Source organism: Chryseobacterium sp. SORGH_AS_0447, assembly GCF_030818695.1.
In the GTDB taxonomy this organism is placed as follows: Bacteria; Bacteroidota; Bacteroidia; order Flavobacteriales; family Weeksellaceae; genus Chryseobacterium.
Genome location: NZ_JAUTAR010000001.1, coordinates 3,342,429 through 3,359,641 on the forward strand (window position 1 = coordinate 3,342,429; position 17,213 = coordinate 3,359,641).

General features: G+C 40.4%; 13 protein-coding genes. 2 read left to right on the forward strand and 11 right to left on the reverse strand.

Annotated elements, in window-relative coordinates; genetic code table 11:
* Positions 1–275 precede the first annotated feature (275 nt).
* The 5 genes from QE422_RS15245 to gyrB all read right to left on the reverse strand — a co-directional run bounded on the left by QE422_RS15245 (position 276) and on the right by gyrB (position 7,982).
* Positions 276–1,127 (reverse strand): diacylglycerol kinase family protein, encoded by an 852-nt coding sequence (locus QE422_RS15245; protein WP_307460173.1) that lies wholly within the window; start codon positions 1,125–1,127, stop codon positions 276–278.
* A 44-nt stretch (positions 1,128–1,171) separates the two neighbouring features.
* Complete coding sequence (locus QE422_RS15250) at positions 1,172–1,999, reverse strand: RsiV family protein (protein WP_307460176.1); 828 nt, start codon at positions 1,997–1,999, stop codon at positions 1,172–1,174.
* 79 nt (positions 2,000–2,078) lie between these two features.
* Complete coding sequence (locus tag QE422_RS15255; RefSeq protein ID WP_307460179.1) at positions 2,079–4,013, reverse strand: transglutaminase-like domain-containing protein; 1,935 nt, start codon at positions 4,011–4,013, stop codon at positions 2,079–2,081.
* A gap of 1 nt (position 4,014) precedes the next feature.
* The gene (locus QE422_RS15260; protein WP_307460182.1) at positions 4,015–5,907 is read right to left on the reverse strand and encodes a DUF3857 domain-containing protein; all 1,893 of its coding nucleotides are present in this window, start codon (positions 5,905–5,907) and stop codon (positions 4,015–4,017) included.
* Positions 5,908–6,047: 140 nt separating this feature from the next.
* Complete coding sequence (gene gyrB / locus QE422_RS15265) at positions 6,048–7,982, reverse strand: DNA topoisomerase (ATP-hydrolyzing) subunit B (protein WP_307460185.1); 1,935 nt, start codon at positions 7,980–7,982, stop codon at positions 6,048–6,050.
* A 230-nt stretch (positions 7,983–8,212) separates the two neighbouring features.
* On the opposite strand from gyrB, the gene QE422_RS15270 reads away from it, so the two are divergent.
* Positions 8,213–9,556, forward strand: coding sequence for a cytochrome ubiquinol oxidase subunit I (locus tag QE422_RS15270; protein ID WP_307460188.1), 1,344 nt, complete (start codon positions 8,213–8,215; stop codon positions 9,554–9,556).
* Positions 9,553–10,599, forward strand: a complete 1,047-nt coding sequence (locus tag QE422_RS15275) for a cytochrome d ubiquinol oxidase subunit II (protein ID WP_307460190.1) — start codon at positions 9,553–9,555, stop codon at positions 10,597–10,599. Before QE422_RS15270 ends, QE422_RS15275 begins: the two co-directional genes overlap by 4 nt.
* A 202-nt stretch (positions 10,600–10,801) precedes the next feature.
* On the opposite strand, the gene QE422_RS15280 is transcribed toward QE422_RS15275, so the two are convergent.
* The 6 genes from QE422_RS15280 to QE422_RS15305 form a co-directional block, all read right to left on the reverse strand.
* Positions 10,802–11,620: an OmpA family protein gene (locus QE422_RS15280; RefSeq protein ID WP_307460193.1), complete on the reverse strand. Its 819-nt coding sequence runs from the start codon at positions 11,618–11,620 to the stop codon at positions 10,802–10,804.
* A gap of 303 nt (positions 11,621–11,923) precedes the next feature.
* The gene (locus QE422_RS15285; RefSeq protein WP_307460196.1) at positions 11,924–13,345 is read right to left on the reverse strand and encodes a T9SS type A sorting domain-containing protein; all 1,422 of its coding nucleotides are present in this window, start codon (positions 13,343–13,345) and stop codon (positions 11,924–11,926) included.
* Positions 13,346–13,452: 107 nt separating this feature from the next.
* Positions 13,453–15,153, reverse strand: a complete 1,701-nt coding sequence (lysS, locus tag QE422_RS15290) for a lysine--tRNA ligase (RefSeq protein WP_307460198.1) — start codon at positions 15,151–15,153, stop codon at positions 13,453–13,455.
* A gap of 415 nt (positions 15,154–15,568) precedes the next feature.
* Positions 15,569–16,507 (reverse strand): 23S rRNA (adenine(1618)-N(6))-methyltransferase RlmF, encoded by a 939-nt coding sequence (rlmF, locus tag QE422_RS15295; protein WP_307460201.1) that lies wholly within the window; start codon positions 16,505–16,507, stop codon positions 15,569–15,571.
* A 3-nt stretch (positions 16,508–16,510) separates the two neighbouring features.
* The gene (locus QE422_RS15300) at positions 16,511–16,882 is read right to left on the reverse strand and encodes a c-type cytochrome (protein ID WP_307460203.1); all 372 of its coding nucleotides are present in this window, start codon (positions 16,880–16,882) and stop codon (positions 16,511–16,513) included.
* Between the two features lie 11 nt (positions 16,883–16,893).
* Positions 16,894–17,115, reverse strand: coding sequence for a hypothetical protein (locus tag QE422_RS15305; protein WP_307460204.1), 222 nt, complete (start codon positions 17,113–17,115; stop codon positions 16,894–16,896).
* Between the last annotated feature and the right edge of the window lie 98 nt (positions 17,116–17,213).

Genomic DNA, 17,213 nt, shown 5'->3' on the forward strand with positions numbered 1-17,213 from the left:
ATATTTTTTGTATACAACTCGCGTCTAGATTCCTACGGAATGACAATATTGCTGGTTAGATTTTGTATAAAGATGGAATGAGGGGCATAAAAGATGATTGCTGGCAATTGGTTATAAATATTTAAACAAATTATTACTGAAGATAAATTAGCAAACTTCTCTAAAATTTAATTTCTCTTTTGTCATTCCGTAGGAATCCAAGCTCTTTATTAAGAACCTAAAGGCCAAAATGTGCTGGGGATATTCATGCTGAATGACAAATGCGAGAATATAAATCAAATCAAAATATTCAGGCTTGCAGGCTGCACTTTCACATGAACAGGGGATTTTATTTTATTGAACTCTCCGTCTAAGTGCCAGTTTTTTGTATTTACTTTGAATTCAATTTCAGAAACAGGCAGATACGTAATGTAATCATCTTCCTTTAGCTTTTTGGTAAACATCCTGAAGGCAAAAAGCGGGGAATAGGTCAACGGAAATTTTTTCACCAGCACCATATCCACCAGGCCGTCACTTTTACTCGCGTGCGGTGCGATGTAAGCATTGTTGCCGAACTGTCGGGTATTAGCAATATTCACCATCAGATACTTTCCGTTATACGGCTTGTATTCTTCAGCAAAAAATTTCAATTTGATCGGCTTATAGCTGAAAAAAGTCCTGAGTGAAACTTTAATATAATTTTTAAATCCTCTGGTCGTTTTCTCGAATTCCTTAACCACCTTGCCATCAAAACCGGTTCCGGACACATTGATGGAAAGCCTGCCGTTCACCGTAAAAGTATCGATCTTCCTTGATTTTCTTGCATTGATTTTATTCAGCAGTTCGCCGAGGTTTTTACTGAACTGTGTTTCGTTGGAAAATCCGTTTCCTGAGCCTGCCGGAAAAATAGCCAGGATCTTTTCGGTACCGATAAGGTTTGCTGCTACGGTTGATATGGTCCCGTCGCCGCCGATGGCTACAAAAATATCCACCTCATCAAAATGGTTCCTGATAAATTCATTGGTTCCTGCAATGGAATCTGAAATAAAGTACAGAGGATCTTTCACCTTCGATTTCAGTTCATTAAGAAACGGCTGGTAATTTTTTTTCGCCGAAAAAGGATTGATGATGAAAGCTGCTTTTTCCATTGGTGCAAAAATAAAAAATGCTTCCACATCCGGAAGCATTAATATTAGTTAATTTTCATTCTTTTAGCAAATTCAGGATTTAAAGTTCCTTTCAGATCGGCCCATGAAACGGGAATTGTAATATCCCCCGCTGCAAAAGCCGTAATTTCGTATGGGCTGTAATGGAAATACAGGTTTTTATCGTCAAAATAAAAGTTTTCCGTCGCCGGAATCTTATCGACCAACAGCATTTCGGAATTGTTTACCTGCCCTCTATTATCGGTCGTTCCACTGTTGATCTTATTGATATTTTTCATCAGAAGCGCTTCCAAATTACTGGCAGGCATGGACGTAATATCTTTAAGCTCTACTTTTTTGTTGTTATTTAGATCAAAAACTCTTTCTGAATATCCGTAATTATCATGGGCGCCTCCCTGGTATGATCCCCAGGTATATTCAATATGCAGGTAACCGTTCATGTTTGATTTCATATCCATTCCGGTATCAGAGTACCATTCCTGAGCAAAGGTAAGATCGGAACCCCATTCTTTAGAGTCTTTCCTGATCTGGTTGAAATATTCGTTTTTGCTTTTCTGGAGGTAATTCCGCAGTCCGTTTTCAGAAAAATCAGTGATGCCTTTTCCGGTAAAATAGATGCTGTCCAGTAAAGTCTTATCCTTCAGCGTCGGGAACACCAGCATTTTTGATGAATATTTAACCGTGAGAGAATCGTTCAGTTTAAGGGAGTCGTTGATCTTCACAGAGTCGACGGAAAACCTTTCTGTTTCCGAAATTTCCGTACCGGCAGCTGAACCAGCGCTGTTTTCTGTTTTTTTACAGGCGGATACAGCGAATAAGGAAGAAATAGCCAGAACGGCAATGGTATTTTTCATAATTTTTATTTTTCCTTCTTATATGCAAAAACCATTCAAAACTGAATGGTCTTTATGCTTATTTTAAAATTTTATATTCCTAGGATTTTTTCACCAAACTGATAACCTGGTTTTCCTGCTTCGATGCAACACCCCAGATCTGCTTAAATGCAGGATAGTATTCTTTAGGATAATTCGGACTCAATATTTTTGTGGTGGAAATCACTTCAATTTTGTTTCCTTTCTGTTCTGCTACGTAGCTGTATTCAATCTCCTTATCATCCGTAACGATCTTTTTGCTTTTTGGCATTTCCTCAACCGCATAACCTTCAGGGATTTCAAACACGATCTTTTTTATTTTGGTAAAAGGAGAAATGAAATCGATCAGGTATTTTCGCTCGTCGGCCTGATCGAATTCGTTGGAGTTTTTATTTAAAAACAACATCGGGTTAATGATCATTTTCTTGCCGATCCTGTCAATTAAATTCTCTGAAGAAAACTTCATTGTGCTTTCAAAATCTCCGTTTTCTAACACTTTGGAATCGATATCGGTAAAATCAATGGCAAAATTTTCTTTGTACTGCTTTTTATATTTATCGGCATTATCGTCATAGTTTTCTTTGGCAAACATGGCATATGTACCGGTATCTTTATCCGAATAAGTTCCTGAAATGCTTCCGTCGACATTGATTTTGGCTTCTGCCGTAAGATACGTAAAGCTGGTCTTCGCATTCACCATAGAAAGCTGTTGTACCTTTTCTTTTGAAATCAGAATCCCATATTGATTCCAGTCTCTCGGCGGCAACTGATCCATTGAAGACTGTTTTGAAGTTGCATCATACAAATGAAACCCGTCTTTTGTCTGGATTGCTGCAATTACAAAATTCATGTTGTTTACATTGGGTGATGTAATATTGATGAGTCCGTGGCTTACCGTAGAAATCGTTAACGGATCTGCTTTAATTCCCGCCTCCCGAAGCAGCATCACCAGAAAAAGATTGATTTCCGCCGCGTTTCCGGTTTTGGTTTCAAGCATTTTTTTGATCCCGTCTTCCACATAGAGCCCTTGATCTTTATTCCAGGTAAAGGTATTTTTAACGTAATTAAAAATAGCATTTGCCTTTTCGGTTTCATTGGAAATGTTGGAGATCCCTGCCGGCATATTTTCCTTGGCCAATTTTGTTTTCTTCAATTCACCTCCGAAATCTTCATTCTCATACAGCCTTTCCTTGATCTGTTCCCATGACGAAGAATATAACTTAAGCTCTCTGAAGTTGGTGGAATGCAGCTCAGCACTGATTTTCGTCCTGTAATTCCTGTCGTTACTTACAAATTTTTCAGTTTTAAATCCTTTTACATTTTCATATCCGAAGCGGTAGGTTCTATAGTTTGTTCCGTACATAGTCCTTTCTTCCACTTCGCGATACTTTGGATTCATAGAACCTGTGTAATTTACGCTGTAGGAAATATTGGAAGGGCTGTCCAGTACATATTCGGTGTATAAAGAGGGCGTATCCGTCTCGATCATAATCTCAGGAATGACGAATAAAAACGGAGAACTTACTTCATATTGATACTCGATAACCGAACCATTCTTAACATTCGGAAATGCAAATTTGGTGATCGCAACATATTTGCTCTCCTTACTTTTATATTTTGAGCTCTTATCTACTTTGGTGGCAACGGAAGCTCCGTTTTCAAGATTGTAGGTAAATGCTTTGATTTTAGAAAGGGTTTCCTGATCGCTTCCATTCTGGTACAAAGGGATTTCAAGATTCAGCCAGTCTTCCGCTTTGTCTTTATCATAGATTTTAATCCTGTAAAAAGCCTGCTTGATGAGATTTCCCGTATTGTTATCAATACTGAAGTGCAGGGATTTGTATAAAATTTCCGCAGGGGCATTTTCGTCCAGTGTGGACTTTTGCCGGGATAAATCGGCGTCATTAAACTTAGGATACTCAAGAAATGCATGTTTCTGTGCATCAATGAACATAAAATTCAAGGAGCAGGCAGCAATTAGAAATATTTTTCTCATGTTAAATTTTAGAAATTAAAATTTTTGAATTGTCAATGTTAATAGTTTTCTTTCTGAAACTTACGTAATCGTTGTATTTTTCCTTTGGATACAATCCCTTATTAATTCGGATTGTACGGTTTACTTTCAGCTCTTCCCCATTCTTCACAAAGCTCAGTTTATAAGTTCCGAATTCTGAATTTAACGTAACATTTTCAGGAAGCTCCTCGACTTTATAATTTTTGGGAAGAACAAAACTGATTTCGTATTCGTCTTCAAAAGACTGTCTTAGTTCAAAAGGCAATACCCTGTTTTCATCTGCTTTATAAACATTATCAGAGTAAATCGGCACGGCTCTGAAAATCATGCTGCTGCCGGCATTTTTAGAGTAATTGTTTGCTTTAAAATCAAGATCGAATTTGGCAACGGCGTTATCTTTATCGTTCAGGAAGTTCTTCAGTTCTATTTTTTCAAAATGCAAGACATCGAGAAGATTTTTTACCGCTTCGTTTCTTTCTTTGGGAGACATGGTTGCCAACACCAGGTTGTTGTCATACTGAATTCCCGTGTAGGCAAAACTTCCTTCCCCGGAAATGCTGTTGTCTTCATTCAGTTTTACTTTCAGAAGCTGCTTTTCTCTACTCTGCTCTGCGGTATAGACCGGAGTATCAATTAATTCAATTCCGTTTTTACGGATGGAAAGCACATTCCGGCCTGTGGTAGAGTAGCTTAAATGATTGAATGCTATCTGCTGTGAAGTGTTTTCCAGCCAGATGTTCCCTTTTTCCGCAGGAACCATTAGAATAACGTGGTTTCCGCCCATTTTTGGGAAATCCTTATCGAAAGAAACCGGTGAAGAACTGGAATTGATTACCGAATAATACGAGGGAATGCCTGCCTCATCCAGCAATGTTTTCATATAATTGGTGAGTCCTTTACAGTCACCATATCCTTTTTTCTGTACTTCATCCGGAAGCATAGGCTGCCAGCCGCCGATTCCCAGGGCCACAAAAATATATCTTGTTTTAGCCTGCATGTACTGGTACAGCTTTTTTACTTTTTCTTCGGTTGTTCCCTGAAGATTCAATGCTGCAACTTCCGCTTTGATGGCGGGTGTCGATAAAGAAACGGGCTGCAGGATGCTGTTGTAATACCATGAACCGAAATCGCTCCAGCTGTTGATGCTCCCCTGTTTGCCTTCCAGATTAAATTTCGTCAGTGCAAAGCTCACTTTCGGCAGAATCTTTACCGGCTGCGGCGATAGAAAAGCATCCTCAATGGCCGGGACATTTTTGTAAGTATATATTTTTTCTCCTGCATTTTCACTTTCACTCACCGAAGTAAAATTGTATGCGGAAGGATATGTTTTGGTTTTAAGCTCAATTCCGGATTTATTGATAATCTTCATCTGGGCTTCTTCCAGAGAAACATTAACGGCCCGGAACGGAATAAAATCAGGCATGAAGACCGTATTTCTGTCACCCATCTGGTAGGTAAACTCTACGGTATACGGATACTGCGTCGGTGTATAGGATAAAGCCATTACCCGGTTATCCGAATAGAAAGTACCCTGATTGTTGTTGGCAAAATCCCCGAAATCCGATTTGGAAAACGATTTAATTTTCTTACCCGATTCGTCATAAATATTGACTTTCACATCCGAAATGCTGTTCCCTTTGTCATACGGAATAAAAATCTGTGCATCGGCATCCCCGTCTTTGGTAAGAACTGTTGTTACCGTGTAAAACTGATATTTTATATCGTCGATTTTATTGATCTGAACAGTGGTGAAATCTTTCCGGATTACCGCATCGGCATTTTTTTTAAGATTCTCGGGAATTGCAGAAATGGGAAAGCTCTGCGTATGGTAAAGAGAGACGATCGAAAGGGCTCCAATACAAAGTATTTTCATCATGGTTATTAAAATTTAGCAAAAATAATCAAATCTGATTATTAATAAAATAATTTTTTACGGTATTACAGATAATTCACATTTTGCGATAAAAAAAAAGACTTCATGGCTGAAGTCTTTTTTAGTATTTGTATCAATTATGATTATGCATCAATTTTGGCATACTTAGCATTCTTCTCGATAAATTCCCTTCTCGGCGGAACCTCATCACCCATCAGCATGGAGAAAACGTTATCCGCTTCCACGGCGTTATCAATCGTTACCTGCTTTAAGATTCTGTGTTCAGGATTAAGTGTCGTCTCCCAAAGCTGCTCCGGGTTCATTTCCCCAAGACCTTTGTAACGCTGTACCTCTACTCCTTTACCATCCGGAGACATTTCCAAAGTAAACTCTTCACGTTCTTTTTCGTTATAAGCATACTGCTTTTTGTTTCCTTTTTTCAACAGATATAAAGGCGGCTGGGCAATATAAATATAACCGTTTTCGATAAGTTCCTTCATGTATCTGAAGAAGAATGTTAAAATCAACGTTGAAATGTGGGAACCGTCAATATCGGCATCGGTCATGATAACGATTTTATGATATCTCAGTTTGGCCATATTCAAAGCTTTGCTGTCTTCTTCCGTTCCTACGGAAACTCCCAGCGCTGTATAGATATTCTTGATTTCTTCGTTGTCGTATACTTTGTGAAGCATTGATTTTTCAACGTTTAGGATTTTACCTCTCAACGGAAGGATCGCCTGGAAGAACCTGTCGCGGCCCTGCTTGGCTGTTCCTCCCGCGGAATCTCCCTCTACCAGGAAGATTTCAGATTCGGCAGGATCTTTTGAAGAGCAGTCGGACAGTTTTCCCGGAAGTCCGGAACCTCCCATCGGAGATTTTCTCTGTACCATTTCACGGGCTTTTTTCGCTGCCTGTCTGGCTTTCGCTGCCAATACTACTTTCTGTACGATAATCTTAGCTTCGTTAGGATTTTCTTCCAAAAAGTTAGTCAGCATTTCCCCTACGATCTTATCAACCGCACCGGAAACTTCGGAGTTTCCTAATTTGGTTTTGGTCTGTCCTTCAAACTGAGGCTCCATCACTTTTACGGAAACCACAGCCGTTAATCCTTCACGGAAGTCATCACCTGTAATTTCAACTTTTTCCTTAGCAGGAAGTCCCAAATCATCAGCGTATTTTTTCAGGGTTCTCGTTAAAGCACGTCTGAAACCGGCAAGGTGGGTACCTCCTTCATGGGTATTGATGTTATTAACATACGAGTGAAGGTTTTCCGTAAATGAAGTATTGTAACGCATCGCCACTTCTACCGGAATATCATCTCTTTCACCTTCCATGAAAATTACGTTTTCCATGATAGACTCACGGTTTCCGTCGATGTAGGCAACAAACTCTTTCAATCCTCCTTCGGAATGGAAGACTTCTGATCTGAAAGATCCGTCTTCCAGCTTTTCCCTTTCATCGGTAAGGGTAATGGTAATTCCTTTATTTAAATAAGAAAGCTCTCTTAAGCGGCTTGCTAAAGTATCATAATTATAAACCAGTTCCGTAAAGATGGAATCATCCGGCTGGAAAAACTGCTTGGTTCCCCGTTGGTCGCTGTGGCCGATTTCTTCAACACCGGTCTGCGCTTTTCCTCTGGAATAGATCTGCTGATAAATGTTGCCGTCTCTGTAAACGGTAGTCACCATTTCATTGGAAAGTGCGTTTACACACGATACCCCAACTCCGTGAAGACCTCCGGAAACTTTATAGGAATCTTTATCGAATTTACCTCCGGCTCCGATTTTGGTCATTACAACTTCAAGCGCAGATTTTTGTTCTTTTTCGTGGAAATCCACCGGGATCCCTCTACCGTTATCGCTAACCTCGACTCCGTTTCCTTCCTTAATGCTGACGAAGATGGTGTCGCAGTATCCTGCCAACGCCTCGTCTATAGAGTTATCTACTACTTCATAAACCAAATGATGGAGACCTCTTACTCCCACATCACCAATGTACATCGAAGGACGCATACGTACGTGCTCCATCCCTTCCAATGCCTGAATACTACTAGCTGTATATTGTTTCTGACTCATATAAATATTAAAAAATTCTGCTGTGCGCAGAGACCTACAAATATCGTGATTTTTTTCGAGTTATGAAAGTTAAAATGTGTCAAAAAACAGAGGATTTTTCAGCGAATACCAGAACTTATTCCGCTTAAAAAATATCAAAGTTAAAACCTATTCTTCAAACGGTTGCTGTTGTAAATCATATGGAACTCTTCTAATTTATACGTACCTTTAATTACTCAAAAATTGAATTCATGGACGACTTTCTAGCAGCACGTGCTCAAATGGCAATGTCACTGGGTTTTCACATCATTTTTTCCTGTGTCGGCATGGTGATGCCTTTTCTGATGGCCTTTGCCCATTGGAAGTATCTGAAAACAAAAAATGAGGTATATAAAGGGCTTACCAAAGCCTGGAGCAAAGGGGTTGCCATTCTTTTTGCAACGGGAGCGGTTTCCGGGACGATGCTTTCTTTTGAACTGGGCCTCCTCTGGCCGCAATTCATGAAACACGCCGGACCGATTTTCGGAATGCCTTTTTCGCTCGAAGGGACCGCATTTTTTATTGAAGCCATTGCTATCGGATTTTTCCTTTACGGATGGGAACGCTTCAACAAATGGTTCCACTGGTTCTGCGGGTTTCTCGTCGGGGTAAGCGGGCTGGCTTCGGGAATTCTTGTGGTTGCCGCCAATGCCTGGATGAATTCCCCTGCCGGATTCGACTATATCAACGGACAATACCTCAACATCGATCCCATTAAAGCCATGTTTAATGATGCCTGGTTTTCACAGGCTTTACATATGACCGTAGCTGCCTTCTGTGCAACCGGATTTGCCGTTGCAGGAGTACATGCTTTTCTGATCTTAAGAAAAAAGAATGTTGAATTTCATACCAAAGCATTTAAGATTGCTGCAGGTTTTGCGCTGATCGGAGCCTTCGGAGCACCTCTCACCGGTGATACGGCAGCTAAATCGGTGGCGGAAAGACAACCGATCAAACTCGCAGCGATGGAGGCGCATTTTGAAACGGAAAAAGGGGCAGCCTTCGTGATCGGCGGTATTCCTGATGAAAAAAAAGAAGAAATAAAATACGCCATCAAAATTCCGAAATTACTGAGCTTCCTGGTAAGCAGCGATTTTAATTCGGAAGTAAAAGGGCTTAAAGATTTTCCCAGAGATGAGTGGCCTCCAATAGCCGTCGTTCATTATGCCTTCCAGACCATGATTTTCTTTGGAGTGATCATGATTATTATTGGAGCCATCTACCTGTATGCTTCGTTTTTCAAAAAGGAATGGCTTACCAAAAGATGGCTGCTGAAAACATTTTTAATTGCTACCCCTTTCGGATATATCGCACTGGAAGCCGGCTGGACGGTAACGGAAGTCGGACGGCAACCGTGGATTATTTACGGAATCATGCGTACCGCGGAGGCCGTAACGCCAATGCCGGGCATACAGTATTCGTTTTATTTCTTTACCGCAGTTTTTGCATCGCTTTCGATCCTGATGGCCTTTTTACTGAGCCGCCAGATCAAAATGGTACCGAAATTATATGATCCTACGGATCCTCAGTTTAATCCTAAAAGCAAAGAATCATGATTTACGTCGTAATAGGTTTTCTCTGGCTGTCCATCTGCCTGTATGTTATTCTGGGAGGTGCCGATTTCGGTGCAGGGATTGTGGAGCTGGTTACCAAAAAGAAGAACAGGCCGAAAACTCAGGTCATTATGTATGAATCGATTGCGCCGGTCTGGGAAGCCAATCATATGTGGCTGATTATCGCCATCGTTATTCTGTTTGTAGGATTCCCTGAAGTGTACACTACCCTTTCCACGTACCTTCATATTCCGCTGGTGCTTATGCTGATCGGGATTATTGCAAGGGGAACTTCCTTTACCTTCCGGCATTATGATGCCGTAAAAGACGAGTGGCAAAAAGTATACACGCAAATTTTCTATTTCTCGAGCCTGCTGACGCCATTCTTTTTGGGACTGATTGCTGCCGCTACGATCTCACGTTCCATTCAGCCTAATGCCGATAATTTTCTGGATCTTTATATTTTCAGCTGGCTCAACTGGTTTGGAGTGGCTGTGGGATTGTTTACCATATCGATCTGTGCCTATCTGGCCTCTATTTTTGCGTTAAGGGAAACCTGCGACCGCATGGAACTGAAACTGATGATTAAAAAGTCCAAGCAGACAATGGTTTTTGTAGTTATTGCAGGAATTCTGGTCTTTCTGACAGCCTATATTTCCGGAATCCCGCTGGTAATGTGGGTATTTTCAAAACCTTTGGGTATTATGGCCACCACCTTTGCCACGATCTGCCTGGTTCTGATCCTCAGAGCTATGCATACCGGAAAACTGCTTTCCGTACGTGCACTGGCCGGCTTTCAGGTGATTATGATTCTTGTGGCGGCTACTTATCAGCACAACCCCAACATTATCCTGTTTGGCAACGGGCAGCATCTGTCGCTTCTGGAGCATGTCGCCGCCCCGAAAACGATTAATGCCTTAGCATGGGCCTTAATGCTGGGATCTGTCTTTATCCTTCCTTTTCTGTTTTACCTGATGGTTTCTTTCACTAAACAGCGTAGAAAACTGAAGGAAACGGCAAAACCTGAAACACCGATTAAGCCGTAATAATCTTTTTAAACGAAAAACCTCTGTACCATTTTGTTACAGAGGTTTTTTGTTTAGGTCTGATTTAAATTAGTTCGGTATCAATTTGAAAATTAATTTTAGCAAATCAGGTGTGTTGGAACTCAAATAAGTTTTGGCTAAAGCCAATTGAATGCACTAAAAGTGAAGACGGGCTAAAGCCCGTCCCTATTGAAATTTGATTTTATTTTTTAAGCAGAACAATCTCAACTCTCCTGTTTTTGCTGAAATCTTCTTCCTTACGTTCGGGATAAACAACAGGATTGAGATGTCCCTGCCCGGTTGCTTTTATCCGCGAAGGGCTGATTCCCTGCTGTTCCAGAAACTCCTTGATGGCATTTGCCCTTGTAAAAGACAGGTTGAAGGTTTTCAGATCAAGATCCTCACCGTCGAAATTATCATAGTCACAGCAAATATGCCCCTGAAGCTCCACTTCTACGGACGGGTGGTCTTTCAGAATACCGGCGAGCTGAGCCAGTACTTTATTCCCTTTGGGAAGCCAGATGTGGCGGCCTCCGATAAAGTTGACATCCGGAAGGGAAAAGGTATCTTTCACTTTCATTTCTGAAATTTTTTTGCTGAAGAAACTGGCAAATGCTTTTCCTGCTCTGATTTCTCCTGGAGCCATTACCCTGTCAATAAACACATCTACCCTTCTGTTTTTTCTTCGCAGCTCTTCCGTACTGTTGTCATTGATCTGCTTTTCTTTTCCCAGGCCGGTCACACTTTGCAATTCAATATTTCGGCCGATCTTTTTCTGCAGGTAAGCACTAACTGCGTGGGCCCGGTTTTCCGATAGTTTTTTATTGTAATCCGAAGTTCCGGAAACATCACAGTTTCCGAATATCCTAAATTTCAACATTGTATTCAAACGGCTTAGACTATCGAGTTTCTTTTCTGAGTCCCGGCTGAGTCTGGCGCTGTTATAATCAAAATAAACGGAGGTCAGCATCTGCGCTTTACTGTTCAGACCTAAGAAAATCAATATGATAAGAATTCTCATCTTATTTGTTTTTTACTAAACGGAAAATAATCGGAAATAGTTTATTATTAAACTTTACAGCGTATATTTATTTTAATCCATTGTTGATTTAAGCTCCGGGCAAAATTGAATTTTTCAATATTCACCTGAAATCAGCAAAGCATCCTTGGAGATTCTGATCCGGCTCCGAATTATATACTATTAATATGAACTGAAAAAGGTTGTCTACCAATTCGGCAAGAATGCCACTGTAACAAAGTAAATATTTCAGAAATAAAAAACCCCGGATCTGATCCGGGGCTTAACCTCTATTAAAATTAAATTTTACAGCTTCATTCCTTTTTTGGAAATGACTTTATCTTTCTGGGTTATAATTTTAATAATATAAATATCTTTTTGAAGACCGGAAGTATTGATGTTTTTTGAGGATTTGCTTTCAAGGATCAACCGTCCGTTTCTGTCGAAAATTTCTACAGACTTTATTTCTTCATGCGTGATCAAATTCAGTTCATCTTTAAATGGATTAGCGAACTGAACGTCTATCCCTGGATCATTTTCTTTTACTCCCAGCACAGCATTTGAAATTACATACCTCTTAATAATTCTTGGGCTGATCATCAAATACAAATAATTATCCTTCACTGAAATGGAAATTTTGTCGTCAGGATTTATTATCTGTGTTGTAATGCCTGTATCTAAAAGGGGTTGGCCGTTGATTGTGCTTAGATTATTGCTGTCAGCGCTCAGAAGAAAGAGCTTTTTGGGATAACTGTTGTCAAGGACCGGTATAACCACCTGATTGTTTACCACTGCAAAATCCTGGACATATAAAAGATTGGTTCCGTTGAGATTATCCGGAAGATCTATCCTCCCGTTAGAACCAAATGAAGTATCAAGCATACCGGAAGGTAAGGTTTTGGTAAGAAATTTTACAGATGGATCATTTTCCTCAAACAGATAATTAACCAAGGAGTTATCCGTCATCATACAAAACTTCATTATGGTGGATGAAGGTCCTGTATTATACTGCGCATTTCCGTTTACCCCAAAGCTGGTGTCGTAATTTCCCGTCGTGTAATTCATTTTGCGGAGCGATGAATTGTTTGATTCATATTCCATAATTGAATTGCCGGAATGCAAGGCTACAAATTTTTCATGATTGCTAAAGATTGTATTGGTATAATTGGATAAAGTACTGTTGCAGGCCATCGTTCCGTTAGTCCCAAAAGTGGAATCAAGCTGTCCGGACGGGTTGAGCTGATAAATACTGTTGGTGGTTCTGATGAGCAGATTTCCGTTTGGCAGTACCTTCCGATACACTTCATTGGCGAGGATTTCCGTTTGCCCGGCTGTTCCGTAATTCTGATCCAAAGTTCCGTTGTAGTGGAATTTTTTCCCCGAAAACATCATCATATCGGCAGTACCGGAATTGTGAACAAAATCGTCGGTGCCTGCCGTTCCATAGGCCAGCGGACAGCCAAATGAACCTGCTGTCCCAAAAGATGAATCAATGCTGCCGTCCGTACCGAGCATGGTAATTCTGGAATCTGTAAGGTTGGAGGTCGACATGTCAAAATTCTGAACGATAATTTTGTTATTGACAAAGTGGTAAGAGAGAAATCCGCTCAGGCCGGGATTAAGATTGACAATGCTGTTGTTCCCGAAATTAGAATCTGATACAAGGTTAAGTTGAGCGTAGGACATTGAAGCCACTAACGCTAACGCGGTAATAAATGATTTTTTCATAATATTTTGTTTGTGAGTGTTTATCAAAATTACTAATTTTTTTCACACAAAAATGAAAAAGCAGGCAATAAATGCCTGCTTCTATATCTCTGTGGTACTTACAGTTACTAAACCAATCTCATCAAAATACTATCGTCGGTCTTTTCTACTTTTACCAGGTTATTCTTCGTTAAAATTTTGGAAGCTTTATCCCATTTTTTACCGGACAGTTGGCTTCTTTCTTTTACCTCGGCCAGTGAAAATACCTCTTCGCGGGAGTTGAGGATTTCGATAATTACTTTTTCATCTTCTCCAAGCTCGATCTGAGGAACAGCTTTCTCAGGTCTCATCTGCGGGAAGAACAGTACCTCCTGGATGGAAGCATTATTGGTAAGGAACATAATCAATCGGTCCATACCGATTCCTAATCCTGAAGTTGGCGGCATTCCGTATTCCAGTGCTCTAAGGAAATCTTCATCGATAAACTGTCCTGCCTCATCATCTCCTTTCTCAGATAGTTTCAGCTGGTCTTCAAAACGCTCTCTCTGGTCGATTGGATCATTAAGTTCGGAATATGCGTTGGCAATTTCCTTTCCGCAAACCATTAATTCAAAACGCTCTGTAAGGCCTTCTTTACTTCTATGCTTTTTGGTCAGGGGTGACATTTCAATCGGGTAATCGGTGATAAAGGTCGGCTGAATGAAGTTTCCTTCACATTTCTCACCGAAAATTTCATCGATTAATTTTCCTTTACCCATAGTTTCGTTTACCTCAATACCAATTGATTTGGCAAAATCGAAAAGTTCCTGCTCCGTTTTACCTGTAATGTCGAAACCTGTAAATTTCAGGATCGCATCCGTCATTGAAATTCTTTGGTAAGGCGCTTTGAAATCAACCTCATGCTCTCCGAATGTCGCTTTGGTAGTCCCGTTTACCTGAATGGCGCAGAATTCCAATAATTTCTCCGTGAAATCCATCATCCAGTTGTAATCCTTATAGGCCACATAGATTTCCATAGCGGTAAATTCCGGGTTGTGCGTTCTATCCATCCCTTCATTTCTGAAGTTTTTGGAGAATTCGTATACCCCATCGAATCCGCCTACGATCAGTCTTTTCAGATACAATTCGTTGGCAATTCTTAAATATAAAGGAATATCCAAAGCATTATGATGGGTAATGAACGGCCTTGCTGCCGCTCCACCCGGGATGGCCTGTAGAATCGGAGTTTCTACTTCAAAATATCCGGCATCGTTGAAGAAAGTTCTCATGGCATTGAAGAGTTTTGTTCTCTTCACGAAAACCTCCTTTACCTGTGGGTTAACGGTTAAATCTACATAACGCTGTCTGTATCTCATTTCCGGATCGTTGAAAGCATCGTACACTACTCCGTTTTCGTCGGTTCTCGGTTGCGGAAGAGGTCGGAGAGACTTGGTAAGAAGGATAAAATTCTTTACCAAAACGGTTTTTTCACCTACCTGCGTAGTGAACAGTTCCCCTTCTACCCCGATGATGTCACCTATGTCCAAAAGGTGCTTGTAGACTTCGTTATATAATGTTTTGTCTTCCCCGGTACAGATTTCATCCCTGTTAAAATAAACCTGGATTCTGCCTGTAGAATCCTGCAATTCAGCAAAAGAAGCTTTCCCCTGAATTCTTCTGGACATCAGTCTTCCAGCAATCTTCACCTGTTTACTTTCTGCGAATTCCTGTTTTATAGATTCTGTAGTATCCGTAATGACATATTCATCCGCCGGGAATGCATTAATTCCCATTTCAACAAGCTTATTCAGCTTTTCTCTTCTAATGATTTCTTGTTCTGATAATTGCATTTCTTATTTTTCTAAAAGCGTACAAATTTAGTGATTATTTATAAAATTAACTTTAAAACTTAGCGTAAATATTATATACATCACAATTCCAAATTTCAATGAAAATAATTCATCACATACCACTTTTTAGTAAAAATTTTTAATTATATACAAATAATCACTTAATAATGAATTAAAATTGAATTTTATTTATTATCTTTGGGTACATCACGGATTACAAAAATGTTTACCTCCGAAAATTTACGGTTCAGTTCTGTTGTATTTTCGGAGTATTCATGAGAGGGGATTTTCTCCAGAAAGGACATCAAATGTGCCGTTGATACGGAATACCGCGATTCATAAATAATAGTCTTTATATATTTTAGTATGATTCTAGAAACACAATCCTCTGAGCGCCTTACTTTTTGTAAGGCGTTTACCTTATGTTATCGTGAAGCCATTGGCTTCGGTTGTGTTTCGGAACGAATGTCCATGCCAGCATCCTGCTGATCTTCTGCCCCTGGGCCATTTCAACCATCTTGAATTCTGTAGTTTTTACTTTCTTCAAAAGAGAAGTCAGCTTAAAAAGATGATCTTTTTTGGAGACCAGACTGGTAAACCAAAGAACCTGTGAAGAATATAATGTGCTCTCCTGAATCATTTTCGTAATAAATGCCAGTTCACCGCCCTCACACCACAGCTCCGACTGTTGTCCGCCAAAATTCAGTAATGGATTACGGACTTTCGACTTGCTGAGATTCTTTGTTTTTCTCAGATTTCCTTTTAAAGCAGTAGCTTCGGAATCATGAAACGGCGGGTTGCACATGGAAAAGGCAAACCGGTCTTCGGGTTCTATGATATTTTTAAAAATGTGATCCGCTTCCGGCTGTTTTTTCAGACAAATAGCCGGCAACAAATCTAGATTGTGGTCCAAGATCTGACCTGCATTGCGTAAAGAGTCTTCATTAATATCGGTTCCGAGCATAGACCAGCCATATGAACGGTGCGCGATTAAAGGATATACCAGATTGGCTCCGGTTCCGATGTCCAGCCCCTGAATCTTTGAGCCTTCTGGTACCTCCCCGAAAGACTCTGCCAGCAAATCGGCAATATAATGGATGTAATCTGCCCTTCCGGGAATCGGCGGACAGAGATTGGAATCGGGAATATCCCAATACTGAACCTTATAAAAGTGTAACAGTAAAGCCTTGTTCAGCAGCTTAACAGCTTTCGGAAGGCTGAAATTGATCGTTACACTTTGATAAGCGTTCACAAAAACATAATGTTTTAATTCCGGTACACAGGAAATCAGCTGATCGAAATCATACGGATCCTTATGTAAGTTTCTGGGATGCAGATTGGACTTTTCAGCCATGCCTTACTTTTTCAGGCTTAAAATATACTGCACCATTTTTTTAGCATCTTCTTTAGAGACCTGCGGATGAGGGGACATGGGAACCCCGCCCCAGACTCCGCTTCCCCCTTCGATGATCTTGGAAGCAAGCAGTTCGGTATCCTTTTCAGAATATTTGCCTGCAATTTCCTGATACGAAGGTCCGATCATCCGTTCGTTCACGGCATGACAACCGGAACAGTCCAGTGTCTGAATAAGCTGGTCTCCGGAAAGGCTGATTTTCCCGGGCTCTGAAGCCGATGTGGTTCCGGAACCGGGATCAGCGGAAGGGGTTTCTTTTTTAGAACAGGAAAACATCAGCATGGCCATACCTCCTGCTAAAAACAGATTTTTCATTATTGCTGTAATTATTTCTTTGTCGCAGTATCTGCTTTTACCTGATTGGCCGGTAAAGATTCTGCTGCATTTACCTGGGAGTTTTCTGTTTTTCTGGCAGTAGAATCCACTACGGTAGGGGCATCCGGTTCAGGCAACATCGTGTTGCTGTCCTGTAAGTCATGATTTGGCTTTTTTGAGCAGCTTGCCGCTACTAAACCTCCGATAAACGCGATTGCTAATACTTTTTTCATTATTTTTTCCTATAAAAATTTAGACAAAAATATAAAAAATAAACGTTCAAACTCATGATCAATGTCCATTTTAGAGATATTTTACAGGATACTGAACT

Coding starts and splice junctions, on each gene's coding strand:
- QE422_RS15255 (WP_307460179.1), bottom strand. CDS start 4,013: ATGAGAAAAATATTTCTAATTGCTGCCTGCTCCTTGAATTTTATGTTC.
- QE422_RS15275 (WP_307460190.1), top strand. CDS start 9,553: ATGATTTACGTCGTAATAGGTTTTCTCTGGCTGTCCATCTGCCTGTAT.
- QE422_RS15245 (WP_307460173.1), bottom strand. CDS start 1,127: ATGGAAAAAGCAGCTTTCATCATCAATCCTTTTTCGGCGAAAAAAAAT.
- QE422_RS15305 (WP_307460204.1), bottom strand. CDS start 17,115: ATGAAAAAAGTATTAGCAATCGCGTTTATCGGAGGTTTAGTAGCGGCA.
- lysS (WP_307460198.1), bottom strand. CDS start 15,153: ATGCAATTATCAGAACAAGAAATCATTAGAAGAGAAAAGCTGAATAAG.
- QE422_RS15285 (WP_307460196.1), bottom strand. CDS start 13,345: ATGAAAAAATCATTTATTACCGCGTTAGCGTTAGTGGCTTCAATGTCC.
- QE422_RS15250 (WP_307460176.1), bottom strand. CDS start 1,999: ATGAAAAATACCATTGCCGTTCTGGCTATTTCTTCCTTATTCGCTGTA.
- QE422_RS15270 (WP_307460188.1), top strand. CDS start 8,213: ATGGACGACTTTCTAGCAGCACGTGCTCAAATGGCAATGTCACTGGGT.
- QE422_RS15300 (WP_307460203.1), bottom strand. CDS start 16,882: ATGAAAAATCTGTTTTTAGCAGGAGGTATGGCCATGCTGATGTTTTCC.
- rlmF (WP_307460201.1), bottom strand. CDS start 16,507: ATGGCTGAAAAGTCCAATCTGCATCCCAGAAACTTACATAAGGATCCG.
- QE422_RS15280 (WP_307460193.1), bottom strand. CDS start 11,620: ATGAGAATTCTTATCATATTGATTTTCTTAGGTCTGAACAGTAAAGCG.
- QE422_RS15260 (WP_307460182.1), bottom strand. CDS start 5,907: ATGATGAAAATACTTTGTATTGGAGCCCTTTCGATCGTCTCTCTTTAC.
- gyrB (WP_307460185.1), bottom strand. CDS start 7,982: ATGAGTCAGAAACAATATACAGCTAGTAGTATTCAGGCATTGGAAGGG.